Here is a 23103-nt window from a genome sequence, read left to right on the forward strand (position 1 = left end):
ACATCAGGGTCAGTAATTGAGGTCATGCCCTAACTCATTCTGCATCCATTCCAGAAATCTTCTCACCCTGGGAAAATTTGCATGGGCTCTGGGGAAAACCAGGTGGTGTGCAGTGATTGGGGCGCTCAACTCAGGCGCTACCTCGACCAGCGCGCCACGCGCCAGATAGTCCTGCGCAAGCAGCGTGCTTTCCAAGGCAAACCCAAGACCGTGATTGGCGGCCTCCAGCGTCATGTAGGAGCGGTCAAAGCTGAGTGTGTAGGGTCTTTCAGGTCGCGACAGACCATGTTGAGCAAACAGCTGCGGCCACTTGATGAGCGTCGCTTCCGACAGGATCAGATTGCAGTCCAGTAAATCCGCGACCGCCCGGATGGGGCGTTTTTCCAGAAGCTTCGGGGACGCCAGCACGGCAATTTTTTCATTGCGGATGGTCCGTACTTCGTAGCTGGGCCAATTGGGCATGCCGTGGCGGATGTCCACATCGATCTTGTCGCGACTGAAGTGTAGCGACTCGTAGGAGCACGAGAGGTTGAGCTGGATATCGGGATGACTCTGGCGAAATTGCTCCAGGCGCGGCATCAGCCACAACAAGCCGAAACTGGGCGACGAATGCAAGCGCAGGCAATCGAGGCTGACATCGCTGGTGGCCCGTTCGGTGGCCACCGCCAGACTGTGCAGGATGCCGGAAACCTCAGTGAGGTACTGCTCGCCGACTGGCGTCAATGTCACGCCCCTGGCCGTTCTGAGAAACAGCTGCCGCCCGATCATTGCCTCGAGTTTGGCCAACTGGTGACTGACTGCCGAGGGCGTCAGGTCGAGCAGTTCGGCGGCGCGGGCGACGTTGCCGAAGCGTGCCGTCTGTTCGAAGGCCTGAATGGCTTTCAGTGGTGGAAGGATCGGAGGTGCATCGCCAGGTGAACGCATGATTATTGTTTTTCCGCTGCAAGTGGCTTGGGCCGGGCGTTCAGCTATTCAAACATTGGAAGAGTTGGTTGGCGAGTGCTGAATTTTTTTCAGCATCGAGTGACATTCGCGTTATTGCTCAGGGTCCGCCTGGAGAACAAGCTGAGTCATCGGTTCTTCGTGGATCGACCCAATAAAAACAATCAGAGGTACTCTTCCATGCTTCTCAAAGGCAAAGTCGCGATCATCACCGGTGCAGCCTCCGCACGTGGCATTGGCCGCGCAACAGCGACCACTTTCGCGCAACAAGGCGCACGTGTCGTGATCATCGACCTGGACGAATCCGCCGCACGGGATGCCGCCGCCTCCCTGGGGGAAGGTCATCTCGGCCTCGCCGCCAATGTCGCAGACGAATCGCAAGTCCAGCAGGCCGTCGCCAAAATCATCGAGCACTTCGGCCGCATCGACATTCTCGTCAACAACGCCGGCATCACCCAGCCCCTCAAGACCCTGGATATCCGCCCCTCCGATTACGACAAGGTGCTGGACGTCAGCCTGCGCGGCACCCTACTGATGTCACAGGCGGTGATTCCGATGATGCGCCAGCAGTCGGGCGGCAGCATCGTGTGCATGTCGTCGGTCTCCGCTCAACGCGGCGGCGGCATTTTCGGTGGCCCGCATTACAGTGCCGCCAAGGCCGGCGTGCTGGGCCTGGCCAAGGCCATGGCACGGGAACTGGGGCCGGACAAGGTTCGCGTAAACTCCATCGCCCCCGGTTTGATCCACACCGACATCACCGGTGGCCTGATGCAGGACGAACGTCGCCACGCGATCATCGACGGCATCCCGTTGGGACGTCTGGGTGAGGCTCAGGATGTCGCCAACGCCGCGTTGTTCCTGGCCAGCGACCTATCCTCTTACCTGACCGGCATCACCCTGGATGTGAACGGCGGCATGCTGATTCACTGAATACACCTGAGCGGGCCTGCGCGGCCCGTGCGGTTCTGGATCGACGATGCAGCCAGGCTTGATTGCCTGGCGGTCAATAAAAACAAGAGATCAGACCATCATGACTACCCTGTCGCTCGAAGCGGTTTCGACCGTGCGCTCCAACGCCTACCGTAAAACCGCGTGGCGCCTGATGCCCTTTCTGATGCTGTGCTACCTGTGTGCCTATCTGGATCGGGTCAATGTCGGCTTTGCCAAGCTGCAAATGATGAACGATCTGGCGCTGAGCGAAACGGTCTATGGACTGGGCGCCGGCATGTTCTTCATCGGCTATTTCCTCTGCGAAGTTCCCAGCAACATCATCCTGCACAAGGTCGGTGCGCGGGTCTGGATCGCCCGCATCATGATCACCTGGGGCATCGTCTCCGCCCTGTTCGCCTTCGTCGAAACCGCGTGGCAATTTTATGCCTTGCGCTTTCTGCTTGGCATTGCCGAAGCAGGCCTGGCGCCGGGGCTGTTGCTGTACCTGACCTACTGGTTTCCGTCCTATCGGCGTGCGCGCATGACCGTGTTGTGGTTTATCGCCATTCCGCTGTCCGGCATGGTCGGTGGCCCGATCTCCGGCTGGATCATGAATCACTTCGCCGGCATGCATGGCTGGGCCGGCTGGCAGTGGATGTTCGTGCTCGAAGCTGTGCCCACCGTTCTTATCGGCTTGCTGGTACTGAGCTATCTCAAGGATGGCGTACACCAGGCCACCTGGCTCGATGACGACGAAAAAGCACTGATCCGCCGCGAACTGGCCGAGGATGACCAGCAGAAAATCACCCATGCGTCGGTGGGCGAGTTTATTCGCGACCGTCGTCTGTGGTTGCTCGCAGGCATCTACTTCTGCGTTGTAATGGGCCAGTACGCGATCACCTTCTGGCTACCGACACTGGTACGCAATGCCGGGGTTTCCGATCCGCTGCACATCGGTTTCCTGACCAGCCTGCCCTACCTCTGCGCCATCGTGGCAATGCTGCTGGTCGGTCGCAGTGGCGACAAACACCGCGAGCGACGCTGGCACCTGATCGCCCCGATGATTGCCGGCGCACTCGGCCTGGCCCTCGCCGCATTGCTGGGCGGCAATATCGTCCTGTCCATCCTAAGCCTGAGCCTGGCCGCGTCCGGAATCCTGTCCGCGACGTCGCTGTTCTGGATGCTGCCCACCACATTGCTCGGGGGCGTTTCCGCCGCCGCGGGCATTGCGGCAATCAACAGCTTCGCCAACCTCGCCGGGTTCTGTTCGCCTTACCTGATCGGCTGGATCACCACACAGACCGGTTCCAGCGCCATAGGCATGTACCTGATCACCGGCGTACTGGTGTTCGGCGCCACGCTGGTGCTGCGAATTCCCGCCGCCTCGGTCAATCGTTGATTTATTGGAGCTTTCACCATGACTGCCAATCCTTCACTCGTTACACCCAAAACACTGACAGAGCGTGCCCATAACATTCGCCGCCACGCGTTGCGCATGGGGCAAGTTCAGGGGCAAGGCTATGTCGGCCAAGCCCTCGGTGCCGCCGACCTGCTGGCTGTGTCCTACTTCCATGCCCTGGACTATCGGCCTGAAGACCCGCAATGGGAGGGCCGCGATCGCTTCTACCTGTCGATCGGTCACTACGCGATTGCGCTGTATGCCGCCTTGATCGAAGCCGAAATTATCCCGCTCGATGAGCTGGAAACCTACGGCGCGGACGACAGCCGCCTGCCGATGTCAGGCATGGCCGCCTACACCCCGGGCATGGAAATCACCGGCGGTTCGCTGGGTCAGGGTCTGGGCATCGCGGTCGGTGCCTGCCTGGGCCTCAAGCGCAAAGGCTCACCCTCCTTCGTCTACAACCTGCTGTCCGATGGCGAGTTGAACGAAGGCTCGACCTGGGAAGCCGTGATGTCGGCTTCGCACTGGAAGCTCGACAACCTGATCGCCATCGTCGACGTCAACAACCAGCAAGCCGACGGTTACTCCAGCGAGATCCTGTCGTTCGAACCCATCGTCGATCGCTGGCAAGCCTTTGGCTGGTTCACTCAGCGAGTCGATGGCAATGACCTCGACGCACTGGTCACCGCGTTCGATGCCGCGCGCAATCATTCCGGCAGCCAGCCACGGGTGATCATTTGCGACACCAAAATGGGCAAAGGCGTGCCCTTCCTCGAAACCCGCGAGAAGACACACTTCATCCGCGTGGAAGAACACGAATGGGATCTGGCACTGATCAATCTTGAAGAAGGAAATAACCAATGAGCAACGCCGCCAACACTCCGACTTCGACTGCCGAACCGATCAAAAAACGCCTGACCACCTCGGCGATGATCGCGTCGATTGCCTCGGAAGGCCAAGCCACGAAATCTGCGCCTTTCGGTCATGCGCTCGCGGCGCTGGCTGATCAGCGCCAGGACATCGTCGGTCTGTCCGCCGACCTGTCCAAGTACACCGACCTGCACATCTTCGCCAAGGCACATCCCGACCGTTTCTATCAAATGGGCATGGCTGAGCAACTGCTGATGAGCGCGGCCGCGGGGATGGCCCGTGAAGGCTTCGTACCCTTTGCCACCACCTACGCGGTGTTCGCTTCGCGCCGCGCCTATGACTTCATCTGCATGGCGATCGCCGAGGAAAACCTCAACGTCAAGATCGTCTGCGGCCTGCCCGGCCTCACCACCGGCTATGGACCCAGCCACCAGGCCACGGACGATCTGGCGATCTTCCGGGCCATGCCCAACCTGATGATCGTCGATCCCTGCGACGCCCTGGAAATCGAGCAGGCCGTGCCCGCCATTGCCGCGCATCAAGGGCCGGTGTACATGCGCCTGCTGCGCGGCAATGTACCGCTGGTGCTGGATGAGTACGGCTATAAATTCGAGATCGGCAAGGCCAAGACACTGCGCACCGGTAACGATGTGTTGATCATCTCCACCGGCCTGATGACCATGCGAGCATTGGAAGCCGCGAAGGAACTGCAGGCGGACGGCGTCGATGTCGCCGTGCTGCACGTACCAACGATCAAACCACTGGATGAGCAAACCATTCTCGCCGAGGCAAGGAAGCCTGGTCGCCTGGTGGTCACAGCAGAGAACAGTTCGATTATTGGCGGTCTCGGCGAGGCCGTTGCCGGGGTGCTGCTGCGCAATGGGGTGACGCCAACCTTCAGGCAGATCGCATTGCCCGATGCATTCCTCGATGCCGGTGCCCTGCCGACGTTGCATGATCGCTATGGCATTTCCACCCAGGCAGTCTGCGCTCAAATCAAAGCCTGGCTTTGACCGCTGACTGACAGGAGCGCTTTGGATAGGCGCTCCATAGTGAGGTTTCAGGATGTTCGCCTCGAGTCGTTTCTTGCCATCCCCTTATGAATGCTCTTGGAAGAAAGCGGCGCGGCGGCAAACGCCGGCCAAAAGCAGTCGGTGTTTCGGACTGTGCGACAGATTTCGAAAGAACGCTGCAAGCCCCGCGACGCTTAAGGGCTTGCGATTCATTGCCGATACGCCCCTCAAGGTTGCGAGACGTTTTCTACCGGAAGGCCTGCCGTGTTCATTACGGAACGCGCAGGCCTATTTGCGTACCTCAGGCGCGTGTATATCCGTGGCGTCTCGGCCGTCTGCCACATCTCTCAGGCGTCTTTCGCCTCAACTTTGCCAGCCTTTCTGGCATCTTTCGGTCGGACTTTGCTCGACTCTCTGGCATATTGCGTAAACTTTGGCGTCCCGGGCTGCATCTGCAGCAGCTTTGGCAGCATCTCTGGCTGCATCTGCGCCTGCCTTGCCGGCGTCCCTGGCTGCATCCGCAGCGGCCCTGGCAGCATCCCTGGTGGCATCCGCGCCCGCTACGCCAGCAGCGTTTGCTACGTCCCTGGCTGCATCTGCCTGAGCTCTGGCGGCGTCCCTGGTTGCATTTGCAGTGGCTATTGCCGAATCCCGGACGGCATCCGCATCGGCTTTGGCAGCGTCCCGGACTGCATCTGCGTCGTTCACGGCAGCGTCTGCGCCATTGTTGTCTGCGTCGTTGTCATGCGCATTGCCATTGCCTGCTACACCATCATCGCCTGCCGCATCATGATCGCCTGCTACACCATCATCGCCTGCCGCATCATGATCGCCTGCCGCACCATGATCGCCACCCTCTCCATGATCGCCTGCCGCACCATGATCACCACCCTCTCCATGATCACCACCCTCTCCATGATCGCCTCCCGCTCCATGATCGCCACCCTTTCCATCGCCTCCTGCTCCATGATCACCACCCTTTCCATCGCCTCCTGCTCCATGATCGCCACCCTTTCCATGATCGCCTCCAGCTCCATGATCACCACCCTTTCCTTGGCCGCTGCCACCCTGACCACCGCCGCTGCCACCTTCTTTGGCATACACGCTGGAGAAACTGCCGATGTAATCGGGCACCAGTACAGTCGATGCCGACAGGACTGCGCCAATTGCCAGAGCCAATAAACATTTATTGAGCTGCATGTTCCAACCTCCGGTTGGAGTTGCGTAGTCATGTCCGTATCGAACGCAATGTCCAGTAAGTTTCCGGCCGCCCATTTGAGCGGCCAGCCAACCGGTACGGTCATCAATCTGCAGCTTTAAAGAGCAACTGCGGTTTGCGCATGATCCATCAACACCAGTCAGTATCGCTTCGCGGGAAATATTCCCACGTATAGGTTAGATGAGTACGTTCAGTCCTAGTTCAACAAATCAATCTCAGGACCAGGACATGCGTTGATCGGTACGCGTTATCGTTAACGACCATCGCTGACAAGCCAGCTCCCACAAGGGGCCGTGACCTCCAAACCAGTGAACGCCCCAAAAAAATATCGAGGCCAATCACTCTGAAAGGGGTAAGTTCTGAGGGCCTTTGCACAAGCCGTGTCTATAATTTTCCAGATATCGGCCCCATTGGTCAGTGAATACAAATGTCCGAAGATGAAAATTCGCAGCCCGGTTCTGACGTTCTCTTCGACGAAGCTGACTGTGGATTGCTGCTGACCGCAGAAAATGGCGAGATCGCACAGGTCAACCTCACATTCTGCCGCTGGTTAGGCTACCGGCGAAAAGAGCTGCTCGGTCGTCACATCCAGGATTTGATGAGCCCCGAGGGAAGGACGTTCCACAAGATGTACTGGGCGCCCCTCATGCAGATTCAGGGCGTCGTTGCTGACGTGAAATTCGATCTCGCTCACTACAACGGACATTCCATTCCAATGATGCTCAGCGCCATCAGCTGTGAGCATTCTGCTGGCATATTTCATGAAATGACCCTGTTCAAGGCTGCGGATAGCCAAAGGTACGAGCGCGAACTGCTCAATGCCCGAATGCTTGCCGAAAGGCATTTGGCGAAACACCTCAAGGACCAACGCGTACTGGACATGTCCCAGGACAAGTTGCGTATCACGTACGCTGCGGCTGAAGACAGGGCCCTGTTCGCCGAGCAACTGATCGGGATTGTCAGTCATGACCTGCGCAACCCGTTGTCAGCCATAAAAATGGCCACGGAACTGCTGGGCCGCCGAGAGATGGATGCCAAACAGGTCCAGATACTTGGCCACATCACCCATTCGGCCGAGCGTGCGCAGCGCCTGGTGGCCGATCTACTGGATTTCACCCTGACTCAGGTGGGGCGAGGTATCTCGGTCCTGCCCAAACCGGTCGATTTACACGACCTGATAGCCGATTGCCTGGACGAGTTGAGCCTGGCTTTTCCCGGGCATACGTTGACCCATCTGCGGTATGGGCAAGGTGCTTTCTCTGCAGACAGCGATCGGCTTTATCAGCTCATCGGCAATCTGGTCGCCAATGCAGTCGCCTATGGTGCCAGCGATAGCGAAGTCACCGTTTCCACACGCTTTGAAGATCAAGTTCTCGTTATAACCGTGCACAACTTCGGCACCCCTATACCTGAGGCGTTGCTTGGGGATTTGTTCGAGCCGATGATCCGAGGCAGTCATGACAATGCCGAACTCAGAAGTGTCGGGTTGGGTCTGTTCATCGTTCGGGAGATCGTAAAGGCGCACTGCGGCAAAGTGGCTGTAACTTCTACTCTCACCACCGGTACAACATTTACTGCAACCTTTCCTCGCACCTGATATGAACCTGGATTGCCCTTCACTCCCCCCTCCATTACTAGCCGACGATAGCCAGGCGTGACTGGCCGCCTCACGCCCCGAGGAAGTCAGTCAACCAAAATCGAGGTTCTTGAGGAGCGGTTAATTCATTCCTTATAGGCAACGAGTCTCCCTACCTGACCAAAAGCACTCTCAATAAACCGAGATGATTACCTTTGGCCGCGTAGTGACTCATTGGTTTTCATCGCGAACACAATGTCTTCCTGTGTCGATATCAGACACGGATGTGGCGTGATCAGGTAACTGAATCATCGGACAAGCCGGGTAAGGTGGCGCACCTTTTCATCGAAACGACCACGTCACGATGATGGGCTTGATAAGAACTGCAGCGTTTGAAGGGTGCTTCTTTCAGGAAGCCCGGCAGGCAGCAATGATGATCTGTTGCCCTATCCATCCGCTTAAATGTCGATCGGCAGAGAATAAAAAACCAATGATTAGCCCGAGCTCCAAGGATTCGAGTGGCCAATTGGCGCAGGGCTTCAAGCCTCGTCACGTAACAATGCTGTCAATCGCCGGTATTATCGGCGCCGGTTTGTTCGTTGGCTCAGGACACGCCATTGCGGCGGCTGGCCCGGCGGTCCTGCTGGCCTATCTGTTCTCTGGCCTGCTCGTCGTTCTGGTCATGCGCATGCTCGGTGAAATGGCGGTGGCCAACCCGGACACCGGCTCCTTCTCCACCTATGCCGACCAGGCAATCGGCCGTTGGGCTGGCTTCACCGTCGGTTGGCTCTACTGGTGGTTCTGGGTGCTGGTGATCCCTATCGAAGCGCTGGCCGCCGGGCATGTATTGAACCAGTGGTTTCCCCAGATCGATGCCTGGCTGTTCGCCCTGGGGTCGATCATTGCACTGGTGGTGACCAACCTGTTCAGCGTGTCCAAGTACGGTGAATTCGAGTTCTGGTTCGCCATGGCCAAGGTGGTGGCGATCATCGGCTTCATCGGCGTAGGTTTTGCCGTGTTGATGGGCTGGGTTCCCGATCGGGAAGTCAGCGGATTGAGCGGCCTGATGGCCGAGCACGGCGGGTTTGCTCCAAACGGGCTGTCGGCGGTAGTCGGCGCCTTCATCACCATCATGTTCAGTTTCATCGGTACCGAAGCGGTCACCATCGCCGCCGCCGAATCCGACAATCCCTCGCAGAACATTGCCAAGGCCACCCGTTCGGTGATCTGGCGCATCGGGGTGTTTTACCTGCTGTCGATTTTCGTGGTCATCTCCGTGGTGCCCTGGAACGATCCGCTGTTGGCTTCGGTAGGTTCCTACCAGCGGGCGCTGGAAATCATGAACATTCCCCACGCCAAGTTCATGGTGGACGTGGTGGTGCTGATCGCCGTGGCCAGTTGCATGAACTCCTCGATCTACATTGCCTCGCGCATGCTGTACTCGCTGGGCCGTCGCGGTGATGCGCCGAAGGCACTGAAGGCGACCTCCTCCGAAGGCGTGCCGCGGGCAGCCGTCATCGCCAGCACCGTGCTGGGCGCGGCGATCACCGTGTGGAGCTACTTCATGCCCGCCGGGTTGTTCGAGTTCCTGCTGGCCAGTTCCGGCGCGATTGCCTTGGTGGTGTACCTGGCCATTGCGGTGTCGCAGCTGCGCATGCGCCGGATGTTGCGTCGGCAGAACGTCGAGCTGACCTTTCGCATGTGGCTGTTTCCATGGCTCACCTGGTTGGTGATCCTGTTCATCTGCGCGGCGCTGGCGGTGATGATGGCCTCCCCTGATCACCGTACCGAAGTGAGCACGACCATTGGCCTGGCGCTGGCGATCTCCTTTATCGGCCTGCTGACATCGCGTCACCCCGCGCAAGCTGCGAGCGTGACATCGGCGGGATAAAACCAGCGAGGTCGTTGCGCCCAACCTGATACCCCCTTCGCCAGGACAGGGGGTATTACCCGCTCCTGTGTCTCAGGCCGTCATCGCTTTTTGTGAGGACATGACCACGATGTCATCGAACTCCACCGTGTCCGACGGTACGACTCAATCCGTCGGTTTTCTGCTGCTGGACAAATTCACACTCATTTCCCTGGCGTCGGCAGTAGAGCCACTGCGCATGGCCAATCAGTTGTCGGGGCGAGAGTTATATCGCTGGCATACGTTCAGCCCCGGTGGAGAGCCTGTCTGGGCCAGTGACGGCGTGCAAATCACCCCGGATGCTTCATGGAAAAATCCATTGGTGGCGGACACTGTAATCGTGTGCGGCGGTATTGGAATCCAGAGCGTGATTACCCGCGAGCACATTACCTGGCTGCAAGCCCTGGCGCGTCAATCCAGGCGGTTGGGAGGCGTGTGCACCGGTAGCTGGGCGCTCGCAAAAGCCGGGCTGCTCGACGGCTACGAGTGCAGCGTGCATTGGGAATTTCTGGCGGCCATGCAGGAAGCTTTCCCGCGAGTCAGCATCAGCGCGAGCCTGTTCACCCTCGACCGAAACCGATTCACGAGTTCCGGCGGAACGGCCCCCATGGACATGATGTTGCACCTGATCGGTCGCGATCATGGTCGTGAATTATCCGCAGCCATCTCCGAGATGTTTGTTTACGAGCGCATACGCAACGAACAGGACAATCAGCGCGTTCCACTCAGGCATGTGCTCGGAACTCATCAGCCCAAGCTGCAGGAAATCGTCGCGTTGATGGAGGCCAATCTCGAGGAACCGATCGACCTGGATAACCTTGCTGAATACGTTGACCTGTCACGTCGACAGCTGGAGCGGCTATTTCAGAAATACCTTCACTGTACGCCGTCACGCTACTACATGAGGTTACGGCTTGTCCGAGCGCGACAACTGCTCAAGCAAACATCATTGTCGATCATTGAGTTGGCGTATGTATGCGGCTTCGTGTCCACACCGCATTTTTCCAAATGCTATCGCGAGTACTTTGGTATTCCACCCAGTGAGGAGCGTTCCGGCCCTGAAACGAGTCGCAAACTGGCAACGCTTGCGACGACGCAGCCGTCATTGACCAAACCGCTGACAGCGCTCGACCAGGCGCGAAACGAATCGACCTTTGCCAGTGTTCGCATGATGGATCGTTCCGGTTTGGCGGAGTCGTACTGATCGCCTGCCTCTGCCCCTGGATAAAGCCACGCCTCCTGCGCGCCGTCTGACGCCCAAAAGACTCGTAATGCTTTCGCCAGGGTCGCGCCACCAGCGAGCACTCAATTCTGGCCGCAGTCGCTTACACAGCACCCATCTGCGCGGTACTTGAATAAGTGCCTGACTCCGACATCCTCTGCCGGCAGCCGACAAACCCTCTGATTCTATTTTCGTACTCTCCACTGGCCCGACGTTCATCACGTGACGTCGGCTCAGTCAGTCCTACCACTGCCCTGCCATAGGCTCTAGCCGAGCGGACTATAGGTTGGGTTCAAGGAGAATAAAAAAATGAATCCAGGTTTTACATCATCACTCAACCACTTGCTCGAAAGCGTCACGACTGGACATCAACGCGTCCCAGGCGTAGTCGCAGCAATCACCGGGCGCGACGGTTTGCTCTACGAGGGTGCATCAGGACAACGAATGTCCGGTCAAGCAGGTGCAATGACGACCGACAGTGTTTTCGCCATGTATTCCACGACGAAAGCGATAACCGCCACGGCAGTGCTGCAGTTGGTCGAAGAAGGTCGACTCGATCTCGATGCACCGGCCAGTACCTATGTACCGATGATTGGCGAACTGAAGGTGCTCGAAGGGTTTGATAGCGACGGCACCCCACGGCTTCGCGCGCCCAAAAAGCACATCACCACCCGAATGCTTCTGCTTCATACGGCAGGCTTTGGTTATGAATTCTTCAACGAAAACTACAACAGACTGGTTCAGGAACAAGGACAACCCAGCGTCATCGGCGGGTCGCTGGCAGCGCTGAAAACACCCTTGCTGTTTGAGCCAGGGGAACAGTGGGAATACGGCTCCGGTTTGGATTGGGCCGGCCTGGTGGTGGAGGCCATTACTGGCAAACGTCTGGGTGACGTAATGCGACAGCGTATTTTCGAGCCACTGGGCATGACCGATACCGGGTTTACCATGACCCCGTCGATGCTCCAGCGACGGGCTGGCCTGCATCAGCGGGAAGAGGATGGATCGCTGACGGCAATCGAGGACTCCATCGTTTCGCAGGAGCCCGAAGTGCACATGGGCGGTCATGGCCTGTTTTCGACTGTGAAGGATTATTGCCTGTTTATCCGTGCCTGGCTTAACGATGGGCAAGGTGATCACGGACGGATTCTGAGACCGGAAACGATTCGCTTCGCTGAAAAAAATGGCCTTGAACATCTGAAAGTCAAAGCACTTCCCGGCGTTATTCCAAGCATCTCTCACACCGCGGAGTTTTTCCCGGGCATGTCAAAGTCATGGGCGTTGAGTTTCATGATAAACGAACAAGACGCCCCCACCGGCCGACCTGCGGGCTCTTTGGCGTGGGCCGGATTGGCCAATCTTTACTATTGGATCGACCGCAAGAACGGCATCGGTGGTTTTTGGGCCACCCAGATATTGCCATTCGCCGATCCCGTTTCGGTCAATGCGTATCTGGATTTCGAAACGGCGGCCTACCGCCATCTGACCAACCAAGCCAGTAGCTGATTCGCCTTAAGTCCTAAGAGAGCCCGCCAGGGGCTCCAGGCGATGGTGCAAAAAACTGTTCCCTCTCTGAAAACCAACAAAAATAAAAAAGGTGACTCATGGAGCTCTCCATACGTACTCCTGCGCGCGTTCGATCCTTGGTAGGCGCGCTTGACACTTCAATGTTTGGTGCCGGCCTTGCGATGGCCATGCTGGCGGGCAACGCCCAGGCCATCGATGTGGATGCCGGCGAATACGCTGCTGCGCTGCCAGCCGGCAGCAACATCGGCTTGCTTTACCTGCAACATGCGCAGCGGCGCTCGCTTTACAGTGATGGCCACAAGGTTGCGGTCAAAGCGGGGCTCGACTCGGATATCGGCATACTGCGAGTCGCAAATTACCAACAACTGGGTGACTACACCGTCAATTCGCAGTTCCTGTTGCCCTTCGGTCGCTTGGAAGGTACACGCGATAACGACTCGTTGGGACAAACCAGTGGCGTGGGTGATCTGATCCTGGCGTCTACCCTGTGGCTGGTGAATGACCCGGCGAAAAACCGTTACTGGGGTATTGCGCCCTACCTGTACGTGCCGACCGGTAACTATGACCGAAACGATGCACTCAACCTTGGCGAAAACCGTTGGAAGCTGATATTGCAAACGGGTTATGTGACCGGTCTCACTGAAAAACTGTCCCTGGACCTCACCGCTGATGTGACCTTGTTTGGCAAAAATGACGACTTCTCGAGTCAAGGTCTGACATTGCGCCAGAAACCGCAATGGCAAGCCCAGACCTACCTGAGGTACGCCGTGACACCCAAGCTGTCGGTGCATGTCGGTGCGTCTCAACTCTGGGGTGGCGAGACACGCCTTGACGGACAGGATCAGAGCGATGAACCCGACACCAGTAAGTTTCGTGTCGGGGGATCATACTGGTTGACCCCTGCCTTCCAGGCCTTGGTCAATTACGGCCAGGACGTCTCGGTCGACAACGGTTTCAAGGAAAAGCAGCGGGTCAACCTACGGCTGTTGTGGGTGTTCTGATCCGCAGCAAATGACTGGATTCCTGGGCACCGAGAGCGGCTTCGACACAGCTCTCGGTGCCCTTGTCCTTCGTCAAATCGCTAGCGCAGCCGGCGCCGCAAGGTTTGGGAGGGTAACTCGCTGAAACGCTTGCGATAGCACCCCGCAAATTCACCCAGATTCAAATATCCCCAGCGAAAGGCGACGGACGAAACGGTCGTGCCCGACTCCGGATCCGTCGCCAATAAATCGCGCCGCGCCCCCTGCAATCGCTGCTCGCGCAAGAATGCACCGGGCGTCATACCGCGAAATCGTGAGAAGGCACCACTCAATGCCCGCACACTGGTCCCGACCGCACTGGCAACCTCTGCCATCGTCGGCAGGCTCGCGGCATTGGCACTCATGAACTCTTCGGCAGCCCTGACGTAACGGGGTGCAATCCGATTCATGGGACTACTGAAGTCAAACCCGGCTTGCGCGGCGCGGCCAGCCCACTCTTGCAGCAGATGAACGCAAAGACTTTGCTCCAGGTGAGCCCCCATACGCCCTTTAGCCATGTGATCGGGAGCCTCCGCCACACAACGAACCGTGTACTCCAGCAGACTTAGCCAGCTCGAACCAACGCCACCAATGACGCACTTGTGTCTCCAGAACTGATCATCGGGCACGAACCCAAACCACTGCTGTGCTGTCTGCTCCAGAATCCCATGAGGAATGGTCAGATTCAGCTGCAAGTGATCCGGGTCAAGGTCGATCCGGTAATCGACACGACTGCAATCGGCGATGAAGGATCCTCCCACAGCCGTATCTTCAGTGACAGAACGCTGCACCCAGTGCCGGGCATTGCCGCGAATGGTCGTGAGCAAAAGTGCATTCCCGGCTTCTGGCGAAAAATCATCGACGCACACCGCCACGCCATAGGCAAAACGACTCAGCGTCAACTCGCCAATCCTGGACGAATGCATGGTTGCGTGGGGCTTGATTGCATACCCCGTAGGGGACACACGATAGGGCATATAAACGCGGTTCGACCAGTCGCTGATTTCATCCCATTCGGTTGAATAATTTTTATGGTGCTGGCGTATCGGCGTGCCGCTGGCATCGATTAACAACGCATGGTCGAGAAGCATGGAGACACCTGTTTTTATTTTTTTAGGTTCGGGTAAACACGCAGCGGTGATCTTAGCGTTACCAAACACACTCGACCATTCCGAGAAGCTGAGGTTGATGGCAGGAGTGGTCATGATTATGCAGTTAGCACACGCCATACCAAGAGGGGATATTTTGTTTTTATCTTTTATAACAACTACTTAAATGGCAGCCTGCCAAGACGCGGGATGCCTTGGCAGGTTAATACGCTGCCAGGATGGCGGTCATTGGCAGTCGTGCAGCGTGAGCGCCAGGTACTAGACCAAACCTTGTACTTTCAGTCGCCTGTACAAAGTACGCTCGCCGCAGCTCCGACAGGGCAAGATTAAAGGCTGGTGAATGGCCAACCAACCCTTCGTTGCCGGGTCGCGCCGATGCGCCACGAACCAGTGTGAGACGCTCCACATAGGCGGTAATAACACCGTGCTCGTCTAGAATCGGTGACGGGTCAGGTCCAATGCAAATGGGTGGTCAAGTAGGGTGTAATTTCCCAACCAAACACCTCAGATACGAAAGCACCTTCCGATAACTGGGAATCGAACTTGAAAGCATCCGATTTACGCGTTGCAAGCCCTCCTGGCAGGGCAAGCGTATTGCGGTGAATCGCTCCAGCCCTACCACTTATGCCTGAGTCGTTAATCATGGATGAAGTCACTAAATTGCCTTCGGATGATGTACCTGACCTTCAACCTATAGTGCAGCGCAAGCTGGGGCGCTGCCTGTTGAGCTTGCAACAATACGAACTGCTACTGAAAGCTCTTACCGCCCATGGCGAGCTGAGCGGTCCTGCGGATCAGCTGCCTATCATCCGTGAGCAAAAGATCGCATGTGCCCAGAAAAAAACCATGGGCACGTTGATGGGGATGTTGACCGAAAGCTTTCTGACCCAGTCGTCCCAAAAAGAAGAATCACAGACGCAAGCCGATGCCGGTGACCAGATCTGGTTCAGCTATCGACACCAAATGGAAATGTCAGGCGAGCGCTATGAGGCAACGAAGGCCGCTCTCAAGGAGCTCGTTGACCTGCGCAATGAACTGGTCCACCACTTCATTGAGCGTTTCGATCTCTGGACTGAATCAGGCTGCCAGGCGGCGGATGGCTTTCTGGAGGACAGCTACGAAACCATCAATCGGCATTGTCTGAATCTGCAATCCTGGGCCAAACACATGAGTGAGGCACGAGATAAACTGGCTTCGTTTATGCAGAGCCAAGCATTTGAAGATGTGTTCGACGGTATCCGGGTGGATGGCTCAGTCGATTGGCCCGGCAGTGGGATATGCAGCTGTTTACGTGAAGCGGAAACCGAGCTTGCCGAAGGTGGCTGGACGCGACTGGAAGCAGCCATCCGCTGGATTGGTGGTACCTATCCAGAACAGACGCCCAAGCGCTACGGTTGCAGCAGCTGGAGGCATGTCCTGCACGAATCACGGCAGTTCGAAATACGAAAATCCCAAGCTGATAATGAACGTACTGCCGTCTGGTATCGCAGCAAGGTCAGTTGAAGGGGAAGCTGTATCGCCCCTCCTCTTGTAAGCGCGCTGACTGACTGCTCCTGGCCGCTTTCTGCTTGTCGCGAGAGGCTGCTCCACAGTCAAAAGCCGTCACCGGGATGCGCCAGGAAAACGAGTTGATTCAACGGGCATCAGAAATGACGGTGTAGGCCGACACGATGGCTGATATCTTTCCCGCGCACTTGATCGCGTCCAATCGACGCTGATCCCATCAAGGAAGATGAAAACAATGAAAACAGTGCTCGGCGCCCTGCCCCTTATCTGCCTGAAACTACAGGCATTCGCTGGCGACAACCCCATCGGCCTCCCGGCTTCGACGTTGCCAGACAAGCAAAATGACCGCCCGCTCAAGTTGGCCCTCTGGCACCTGAATACAACAACTGTCCGCTGACAACCTGATCACTGTGTTTCGCCAGTCGACCTCTCGTGGGCGCGAGCACATTGCTAATGAACTGAGTGTTGCAGTGGCACCTCCGGGATTTGCCCCTCGATTCAGATCTGTTTTAAACAACAAGGCCGCATCAAAATGAAAACATTATTCATCGTCACGCTCGGAATGTTATCGCTCATTCAAACTTCACTATCCTTCGCGGACAATGTTAACGGGAAAAGTATCTACTCACAGAGATGTATCATGTGCCACGGAACAGATCTCAAAGGAACAGGACCGCTGGCTAATAAAAGCAACCCTCCTACGCCTGACCTTACAACCTCCGCTTTCAAAAAACGGTTAAATGATTATCCGGGCGTTATTGTGTCATCGATAATACTTCGTCCAAATGGAGACTTGATTCCAAGAACTTTGCAAGAGAATGGTGTAAAGCTATCGCCGTACGCCTGGAGGATTAAGGATCTTCGCGATATAAATCAATACATGAGTGGTGTGATTTCAAAAACTCGATGAGTTTGAGCTGAGAAGTTGGTACAGAAGTCCAAGAGTCATCTCAGGCTTTAGGGCTTATGGGGCACATCCGGCAGCAATCGGCTGCGGTCGTGACAGATAAATAACGGCCAGGAGCGGCCTTTCCCGGTTAGAACCGAACACCTGAACCTGCAGATGCCCGAATGGATCCAATCAACACGTACAGGTAAGCGTAAAAAATGCTGACTAGAGGGTATTGAAACTTGTTGTTACAAGCAGGAATACGTATCATTAATATTCAAACTCAGGACGCAGGGAGCGCATTGTCCATACAATAAGAAGGTCAAAAAAAATAATGCTTAAAATGCTCCTCGTGTACGTTCATCTGCTCGCCAGCTGTATTGCCCTCGGCAGGGTATTGCTAGCCGATCACAAGCTTTGGAATTGGCGCAAGGAAGCGCTGGATCAGGCGAAGCTTGAGTATCTGGAAGAAACCAGGAAAATCGCCACCCTCGCGTTACTGGCCCTTTGGGGCAGTGGTCTGCTGTTGGTCCTTCAGGGGTATCTTCTCGAGGGCACTGCGTACTTGCTCAACCAGAAGCTCTGGGCCAAGGTGGCGGTTGTCGCGCTGCTGACCCTGAACGGCGGTCTGTTGCATCGCGTCGGCTTCCCGTTGTTGCAAAAAGCCCCCTTCGTCTTGTTACCGGGTTCCGACCGCGGTCGCCTTGCACTCTTGGGGGCGTTCTCCATGAGTGGCTGGCTGTTCGCCGCTTTCCTGGGGGTGGCTCGAGCCTGGAATCATGTCATGCCGTGCTTGCATGTGATGGGGGTTTTCACGGCATTCGCCTTGCTGGCTTGCGCCGTGGCGCTTGTGGTCGCCAGCACGGCGGGCACGATGCGTGGTGAGGAGCCTACGGTTTCATAGTGGGTGTAGCACAAACTCAAGCGTGGATAGCATGACACCTCCCTCGGCACAGGAGTCCAGCAAGGCATCCATGCTTGAAGTCGTGGATAGACTCAGTACTGACACCTGATCGCCACACGCAGACCACCTGGCTGATTGATGGACCTTTCAGCCAACGTCTTGACCCGCGCCCCGTTAACCCCTTCGCAGTAACGAGCAGACTCTGCGCTATCCACCGCTCCGTGCGGTTTCATTTTCGTCCGTGCCAGGCCACTGGAATCGCTGGCAGACACAATCGGTCGAAAGAAGCCCTTCGCAACAGGCAGAAAGCGGCCAATAGCGGATTGTAGGCAGGTAGCCGCTGATGTCTCTACGCTGGTCGCGCCCAACTATTAATGAGAGATAGTGGGTGTAGATAATGCTTATAACTGCCGTAATCGCATACGGATCACTCGCGAGCCACGCTCAACGAGGTGTCAAGGTAGCTAAATAGCCGTCCTCGGAAAGCGCTAAACTACGAAATGACTGCCGAACGGTTTAGCCAGTCTGTTGTATCGATTGGTTCAATCCAAGTTTGTAAGGGGGGGCACTCGCTTGGTGTGCGCCCTGCCGATAAAGCGTAGCCTTAGGTATTTTCGAAATGGATGATGATTGAAGGAAGCTCTAGTAATGCCACCAGTCTCACACCATTTGTAGGTCGGATCGTTGCGCAATTTGCAGGATCGAAAATCAGCCTTACCTCGTCCCTATATCCCGTTTCAAGTCCGGAGACGAGCGCCAGTATAAAGTCGCTACCACGCTCCTTCGCACGCTTGAACTCATTATTTGATAGTTCGATTTGGGATTGAGGACTACGAGCGGTTGCTTTCATTTCGACAAACGTTTTCCAGTCGAACACTCCATCTGCCCCTACTCCTTGACGCTTACGAAAATCAACAAGGCGTCGATCTGCCGACGTCTCTAGTGCCTGTACAAGTATTTCCCAGCCGCGCTGCTCGAGGTCGGCATTCGTATATGCGGCGGGGGCACTTGGGCTTGATGACTCATTCGTATCGCTTGGGCTTGGTGGTTTGGTTTTCAAAACTCCCGCAGGTTTGGCTGCGGGTTTTAGCCGCGTGGTACCAGGATTAATGGTAGCGCCAACGACAGCGCCTACCGTTTCTTTGAGCGTCCGTGGCTTGATATAAGCAACATTACTTCTAGGTTGTGTGACGATAATTTTGCCTTTGAGCGAGGCATTAATAGCGGCGGCCGCTTCCTGCATTGCATCGTTACGTTTTTCGTCGCTAGCAAGTCGAATCTCGGCAGTGACTACGTCCCTACTTTTCTGCCACGCGAGCACCCACTCAGCATCGATTCTTCGGCGCCCTTCCATGGGGAACATTGACGCAATAACTTTGCCCGCCGAATCCCGGTCACCGATGTCGTCGTCTCGAAAATGGAATGCTGGAGGACTTTCCTGCATGAAGGCTTTTAGCGATACCAAAACACCTGGCAAGGGCAAATCAGGAAATGTCGCCCTGACAGGGATTAACCGGTGATAGACCATCAATGGCACCGCTTTAAGCTCGTCCCATCCGATAGCTATACGATCTCGCAGTGCAGGCGCGCTGTGTGCCAACTCAGTCGAAAGGTGATCAAGTGCGTGCACAAAGCGCATTCGCGTCTGCTCTCCATACTCGACAGCTTCTTCACTTTCTGCTTCGATCTTAAGGCTCGGGCTAAGCGTTACAACGGCTAGAAACCTCATAAGATGAGGCAGGTCGCGCACATCGCATGGAGGAATCCAGAATTTCAATGACAGTATATTTTTTGCCAATTGATTACGTAATTCTGAGTTTTCTACATAAAAAACCGGTCGAGCTGTAGTCCATCCGTCTTCGCAATGAACAGGTAAGGTACGGAGTTTGGCCCGATGCCTTGGCTCAATTAAATCTTTGATGCCTTCCATGTATCGATAAACGTCCATTAGCACCGCTTCCGCCTCTGGATCATAGGGGGCTACAGCTAAATCTCGGCAGAACTGGATGCAGTCGTCAAAATCTGGCTCTGCAACACCGAGCATCACCCACAGATTGGTACAAGCGATGCCACCAGGCACAAATGACTGTCGATCATGAAATATATCCATCCCCATCATGAGATCGTTTGGCCCACGCCATCTACTCTCGCCCACATGAATCAAGCCCCCTTTGGCTAAAAACCTTTGACGAAGCTCCTGAACACTTAATTCGCCGATCCGTGCATTGTAGGTGGTCACTGGTGGGCAACGTTTGGCGATAGTCCTATAAAGAGGTAGCGTTTGGGCATGAGTCACAACCTCACCGCTATCACGTAACTTTTCAAGCGTCGCCACTAGATCCCCGACTCGGACATCCGTAATCAAATTCAGCGAGGCCGCGAGGCTGGTATTGATTTCTCTACCAACGATATCGCAAACGAAAGTCGAATAAGTAGTCTGCGTCTCAGGCGTTCGTAGCACTGCTGATTGCGGTACAACTAATTCCCCACGCCCCACAGCAATCCATCGACTATCACGTAGCTCATTGACCCAAGCGGCACTGATCTCGCCGCGACTGTACGTATATTTTATCGCCAGGTGCTCAGCCGGCACCGCGCTTCGCGGCGAATAAACACGGTCCCAATTTCGAGACAAAGTTCGTAGTAACGCAGAACTACGTATTCTCGCATCGCGCTTGCTGAGGGCGAGCAGGCTATGCAGTACGCGGCTCAAATCGGGCGAGATTTGATCGTACCTGACTAGCTCTGCTCCTTTCTGTCGGAGGTCTGCCGATCGTCTTACGCCGCCCCACCGTACGCGCTCATCCAACTTCATGACACGTGGGGTACTCTCGACCCCCAGTAGGCTTAGAAACTTTCTCGGGCCTCGTGAGACAGAGCCATCGTCACGTTTGCGCTTAGCCCATTTTCCAGCTTCGGTCTTGAGCACAGCCTCGTATCTAGCCGAAATCCACTGGATGTTGGTCGTAGTTCCTGCTGCATCGGGCCAAGTGGAGTTTTCACCGTCGAGAGTCTTACAAAGGTAACTTTCGGCAAGCGACACCTTCTGGCGCGAGGTTTTTCCGGACTTAAATACGTGGCCATCAACTCGTAATACAGCACCGATTTCTAAGCCTAACGGCTCCGCCTGCTGGTCCGGAACCTCATCGAAACGCGCTCGAAGATCACGCAAGTCATCATCGGTAATGTCAATCTTCTGACCTTTAAGAGCCTCAGCAAAAGCTGCAAGCTCTGTCTTGGCGTCGAGATCAGTTACGAAGGCCGCGTTGGCTTCCAGCCAATTAATGACTGTTTCGCCCGCATCACCATGAGCGTATGCCGAATGGAGACACTCCAGAAGATCCCAGCGTTCAGCGAAAGGTGACGGAGAGGCACCAAACACAAGCGGTCGAGCGGTCTCACCAAATTCTTTGCAGGACAATGCGAGATAATGATGGGACAACAAAAATGCCCTATCGAAAAGCTCATCGTCGGGGTGATGCAGCACCAACCGTGATCCCGACTCCACCCACCAGGATTCTGACTTATCCTCAAACGACCCGTTTTCCAGCGATTCCAATAGAGCCTCTGTGCCAAGAACACGCGATACACCCAAGGCACTCAAAACTTGCCGCCAGCGTTCTTTTTTATCGCGGATGTCAGCTTCAAGCGGGTTGAGGCCTTCGACCATTCGGCCAAGATCCTCTTCATCAAGAAGTCCATCGAGCACTTCGTCTTCATAAACAACGTTCGTGAGCGTCGACATACCACTACGTAGGCAGACCAGTGCCTCGGTTCCTAACCAATTGCGCGTAGCCTGAAGGCCTGAAGAAAAACGCTTATGCAGCCAGTAATCATTGGCCTCACCGACTCCTTCTTCAGCAAGTGGCACCAACGCCCAAGCACGCTTTGGTTCGGACGCCAATAACCCCGCGGAAATGGTCGCCACCACATCGCAGGCTCGGTCAATCAGCCAACTGTTCCAAGCGTTCTCAATGATTGCTTCTCGAGATGTGCTGGGGTCAAACTGGGCATCTAACGAAAACGGTAGGGACACATTGACCTGCGTACGAAAGCCAATGAAAAGACCAGACATTCCCTCTTGTGCGCCTAATGCGATAGAAATATTCGTATCATTGCTTCGTGCCTTATGTGCTGGGTGCAGGTGAGTGGGAACCTGCACAGTTGCCCTCCAGACGGTCCAGTTATTTTCTGGCCCAACGACATGCCTGGATTGCAACCGCGTTATCCCTTGGTGGTGGAGCGAGTAGTCGGAGTTGACCCAAGGTAAAAAAACTAGGGAGCGTTCACTTCGAGTGGTCCCGTTGATTTCGCACCAACGAAATCTGCTAACTGAGGCAAGGAACATAAGCCCTTCATCACGCCACGTGTCGAACCAATCGGCGAGGTTTTCCTCTTCAAAGGTATCGCTCAGATCTGCCACTAACAACGTTTCACTGCTCGGCTCGTAAAAACCTGTTATCTCTGGCTCGGCATCAATTCTGCCGAAGCGCTGCTGATCACTTGAGAAGTGGTATGGAGCAGAATGCACCGCAATGGCATCAGCGACGCGTTTGAGCGTTTTCATTCCGATACCGAAACGTCCGCGCTGATCAGTTCGCTCTGTCTTGGATGTCAGATACGGTAATGCCATACCGAGAACGTTGTGACAAGTGACCGGTTCTCCATCATGCACAATGAGCAACTGCCGACCTCTGGGACCGTCTCTGAGGGCGAATCGCACTTCATTGGCGCGAACATCATCGGCGTTCTGAATAACTTCGATAACGCCTTGAAACTGAGCAACAGCCAAGTCTTCTGCACCGGCAGTTGCGCGATCAATCATCTTTTTCAACAGGCCCTTCGAGTTTCGCAACTCCTCAACCGACGCATCGATCATCGCATGCGCGAACGCTGGACTTCGTGGATCGACCAAGGCGTCCGCCGCAGGATCATCTTCCCAAATTAGACGAGCAGCCTCTCTCCCCCTCTCAAAGTCCAGCTGATCGTTGCTTTGGATGGCTGCGTTTAGAGGGGTCATATGACAGTGGCCAGTGATTGATTGATGCAGGCTAGCGTAACCCACC

Annotated in this window: 17 protein-coding genes and 1 pseudogene; 14 read left to right on the top strand and 4 right to left on the bottom strand. The window is 55.9% G+C overall.

All coding sequences use genetic code 11. The annotated features are described in order from the left end of the window. Positions 1-9 precede the first annotated feature (9 nt). Positions 10-924 carry a LysR substrate-binding domain-containing protein gene (locus KW838_RS02905; protein ID WP_218500315.1) on the bottom strand — a complete coding sequence of 305 codons (915 nt, stop codon included), beginning with the start codon at positions 922-924 and terminating at the stop codon, positions 10-12. Positions 925-1122: 198 nt separating this feature from the next. On the opposite strand from KW838_RS02905, the gene KW838_RS02910 reads away from it, so the two are divergent. The 10 genes from KW838_RS02910 to KW838_RS02955 all read left to right on the top strand — a co-directional run bounded on the left by KW838_RS02910 (position 1123) and on the right by KW838_RS02955 (position 13611). Further along, complete coding sequence (locus tag KW838_RS02910; protein WP_218500316.1) at positions 1123-1872, top strand: SDR family NAD(P)-dependent oxidoreductase; 750 nt, start codon at positions 1123-1125, stop codon at positions 1870-1872. A 100-nt stretch (positions 1873-1972) separates the two neighbouring features. Then, positions 1973-3271 carry an MFS transporter gene (locus KW838_RS02915; RefSeq protein ID WP_218500317.1) on the top strand — a complete coding sequence of 433 codons (1299 nt, stop codon included), beginning with the start codon at positions 1973-1975 and terminating at the stop codon, positions 3269-3271. 18 nt (positions 3272-3289) lie between these two features. Then, positions 3290-4138: a transketolase gene (locus tag KW838_RS02920; protein WP_218500318.1), complete on the top strand. Its 849-nt coding sequence runs from the start codon at positions 3290-3292 to the stop codon at positions 4136-4138. Next, positions 4135-5157: a transketolase family protein gene (locus KW838_RS02925; protein ID WP_218500319.1), complete on the top strand. Its 1023-nt coding sequence runs from the start codon at positions 4135-4137 to the stop codon at positions 5155-5157. Before KW838_RS02920 ends, KW838_RS02925 begins: the two co-directional genes overlap by 4 nt. 264 nt (positions 5158-5421) lie before the next feature. Next, complete coding sequence (locus tag KW838_RS02930) at positions 5422-6339, top strand: hypothetical protein (protein ID WP_218500320.1); 918 nt, start codon at positions 5422-5424, stop codon at positions 6337-6339. Positions 6340-6803: 464 nt separating this feature from the next. Then, positions 6804-7973 (top strand): PAS domain-containing sensor histidine kinase, encoded by a 1170-nt coding sequence (locus KW838_RS02935; protein WP_218500321.1) that lies wholly within the window; start codon positions 6804-6806, stop codon positions 7971-7973. 469 nt (positions 7974-8442) lie between these two features. Then, positions 8443-9843: a GABA permease gene (gene gabP, locus KW838_RS02940; protein ID WP_218500322.1), complete on the top strand. Its 1401-nt coding sequence runs from the start codon at positions 8443-8445 to the stop codon at positions 9841-9843. Positions 9844-9943: 100 nt separating this feature from the next. Then, positions 9944-11065, top strand: coding sequence for a GlxA family transcriptional regulator (locus KW838_RS02945; RefSeq protein WP_218500323.1), 1122 nt, complete (start codon positions 9944-9946; stop codon positions 11063-11065). A 327-nt stretch (positions 11066-11392) separates the two neighbouring features. Further along, complete coding sequence (locus tag KW838_RS02950; protein ID WP_218500324.1) at positions 11393-12589, top strand: serine hydrolase; 1197 nt, start codon at positions 11393-11395, stop codon at positions 12587-12589. Positions 12590-12687: 98 nt separating this feature from the next. Next, a complete protein-coding gene (locus KW838_RS02955; RefSeq protein ID WP_218500325.1) occupies positions 12688-13611 on the top strand; it encodes a transporter in 924 nt (307 codons plus the stop codon). An 80-nt stretch (positions 13612-13691) separates the two neighbouring features. Here the strand turns inward: KW838_RS02955 and KW838_RS02960 are convergent, their stop codons facing one another. Both KW838_RS02960 and KW838_RS29395 read right to left on the bottom strand, forming a co-directional pair. After that, positions 13692-14720, bottom strand: a complete 1029-nt coding sequence (locus KW838_RS02960) for an AraC family transcriptional regulator (protein WP_218500613.1) — start codon at positions 14718-14720, stop codon at positions 13692-13694. A 319-nt stretch (positions 14721-15039) separates the two neighbouring features. Beyond that, a pseudogene (locus KW838_RS29395) lies at positions 15040-15180 on the bottom strand (AAA family ATPase); the annotation flags it as partial. A gap of 200 nt (positions 15181-15380) precedes the next feature. Between KW838_RS29395 and KW838_RS02965 the strand changes: the two are divergent. The 4 genes from KW838_RS02965 (at position 15381) to KW838_RS02975 (ending at position 18037) form a co-directional block, all read left to right on the top strand. Further along, positions 15381-16241 (top strand): OST-HTH/LOTUS domain-containing protein, encoded by an 861-nt coding sequence (locus tag KW838_RS02965; protein WP_218500326.1) that lies wholly within the window; start codon positions 15381-15383, stop codon positions 16239-16241. Positions 16242-16479: 238 nt separating this feature from the next. Further along, positions 16480-16641, top strand: coding sequence for a hypothetical protein (locus tag KW838_RS02970; protein WP_218500327.1), 162 nt, complete (start codon positions 16480-16482; stop codon positions 16639-16641). Positions 16642-16776: 135 nt separating this feature from the next. Next, positions 16777-17154, top strand: a complete 378-nt coding sequence (locus KW838_RS29400) for a c-type cytochrome (protein ID WP_256358698.1) — start codon at positions 16777-16779, stop codon at positions 17152-17154. Between the two features lie 313 nt (positions 17155-17467). Next, positions 17468-18037, top strand: coding sequence for a hypothetical protein (locus KW838_RS02975; protein ID WP_102699852.1), 570 nt, complete (start codon positions 17468-17470; stop codon positions 18035-18037). Between the two features lie 604 nt (positions 18038-18641). Here the strand turns inward: KW838_RS02975 and KW838_RS02980 are convergent. After that, positions 18642-22916 carry a sacsin N-terminal ATP-binding-like domain-containing protein gene (locus KW838_RS02980; protein WP_218500328.1) on the bottom strand — a complete coding sequence of 1425 codons (4275 nt, stop codon included), beginning with the start codon at positions 22914-22916 and terminating at the stop codon, positions 18642-18644. Positions 22917-23103: the final 187 nt, after the last annotated feature.

This window comes from Pseudomonas sp. PDM27 (assembly GCF_019219205.1).
Taxonomy (GTDB): Bacteria; Pseudomonadota; Gammaproteobacteria; order Pseudomonadales; family Pseudomonadaceae; genus Aquipseudomonas; species Aquipseudomonas laurylsulfatiphila.

Bases quoted from the DNA above. Each gene is read 5' to 3' on its own strand.
- KW838_RS02920 (WP_218500318.1), top strand. From the start codon at position 3,290: ATGACTGCCAATCCTTCACTCGTTACACCCAAAACACTGACAGAGCGT.
- KW838_RS02950 (WP_218500324.1), top strand. From the start codon at position 11,393: ATGAATCCAGGTTTTACATCATCACTCAACCACTTGCTCGAAAGCGTC.
- KW838_RS02945 (WP_218500323.1), top strand. From the start codon at position 9,944: ATGACCACGATGTCATCGAACTCCACCGTGTCCGACGGTACGACTCAA.
- gabP (WP_218500322.1), top strand. From the start codon at position 8,443: ATGATTAGCCCGAGCTCCAAGGATTCGAGTGGCCAATTGGCGCAGGGC.
- KW838_RS02965 (WP_218500326.1), top strand. From the start codon at position 15,381: ATGGATGAAGTCACTAAATTGCCTTCGGATGATGTACCTGACCTTCAA.
- KW838_RS29400 (WP_256358698.1), top strand. From the start codon at position 16,777: ATGAAAACATTATTCATCGTCACGCTCGGAATGTTATCGCTCATTCAA.
- KW838_RS02980 (WP_218500328.1), bottom strand. From the start codon at position 22,916: ATGATCGATGCGTCGGTTGAGGAGTTGCGAAACTCGAAGGGCCTGTTG.
- KW838_RS02925 (WP_218500319.1), top strand. From the start codon at position 4,135: ATGAGCAACGCCGCCAACACTCCGACTTCGACTGCCGAACCGATCAAA.
- KW838_RS02960 (WP_218500613.1), bottom strand. From the start codon at position 14,720: ATGCTTCTCGACCATGCGTTGTTAATCGATGCCAGCGGCACGCCGATA.
- KW838_RS02975 (WP_102699852.1), top strand. From the start codon at position 17,468: ATGCTTAAAATGCTCCTCGTGTACGTTCATCTGCTCGCCAGCTGTATT.
- KW838_RS02935 (WP_218500321.1), top strand. From the start codon at position 6,804: ATGTCCGAAGATGAAAATTCGCAGCCCGGTTCTGACGTTCTCTTCGAC.
- KW838_RS02970 (WP_218500327.1), top strand. From the start codon at position 16,480: ATGAAAACAGTGCTCGGCGCCCTGCCCCTTATCTGCCTGAAACTACAG.
- KW838_RS02955 (WP_218500325.1), top strand. From the start codon at position 12,688: ATGGAGCTCTCCATACGTACTCCTGCGCGCGTTCGATCCTTGGTAGGC.
- KW838_RS02905 (WP_218500315.1), bottom strand. From the start codon at position 924: ATGCGTTCACCTGGCGATGCACCTCCGATCCTTCCACCACTGAAAGCC.
- KW838_RS02915 (WP_218500317.1), top strand. From the start codon at position 1,973: ATGACTACCCTGTCGCTCGAAGCGGTTTCGACCGTGCGCTCCAACGCC.
- KW838_RS02910 (WP_218500316.1), top strand. From the start codon at position 1,123: ATGCTTCTCAAAGGCAAAGTCGCGATCATCACCGGTGCAGCCTCCGCA.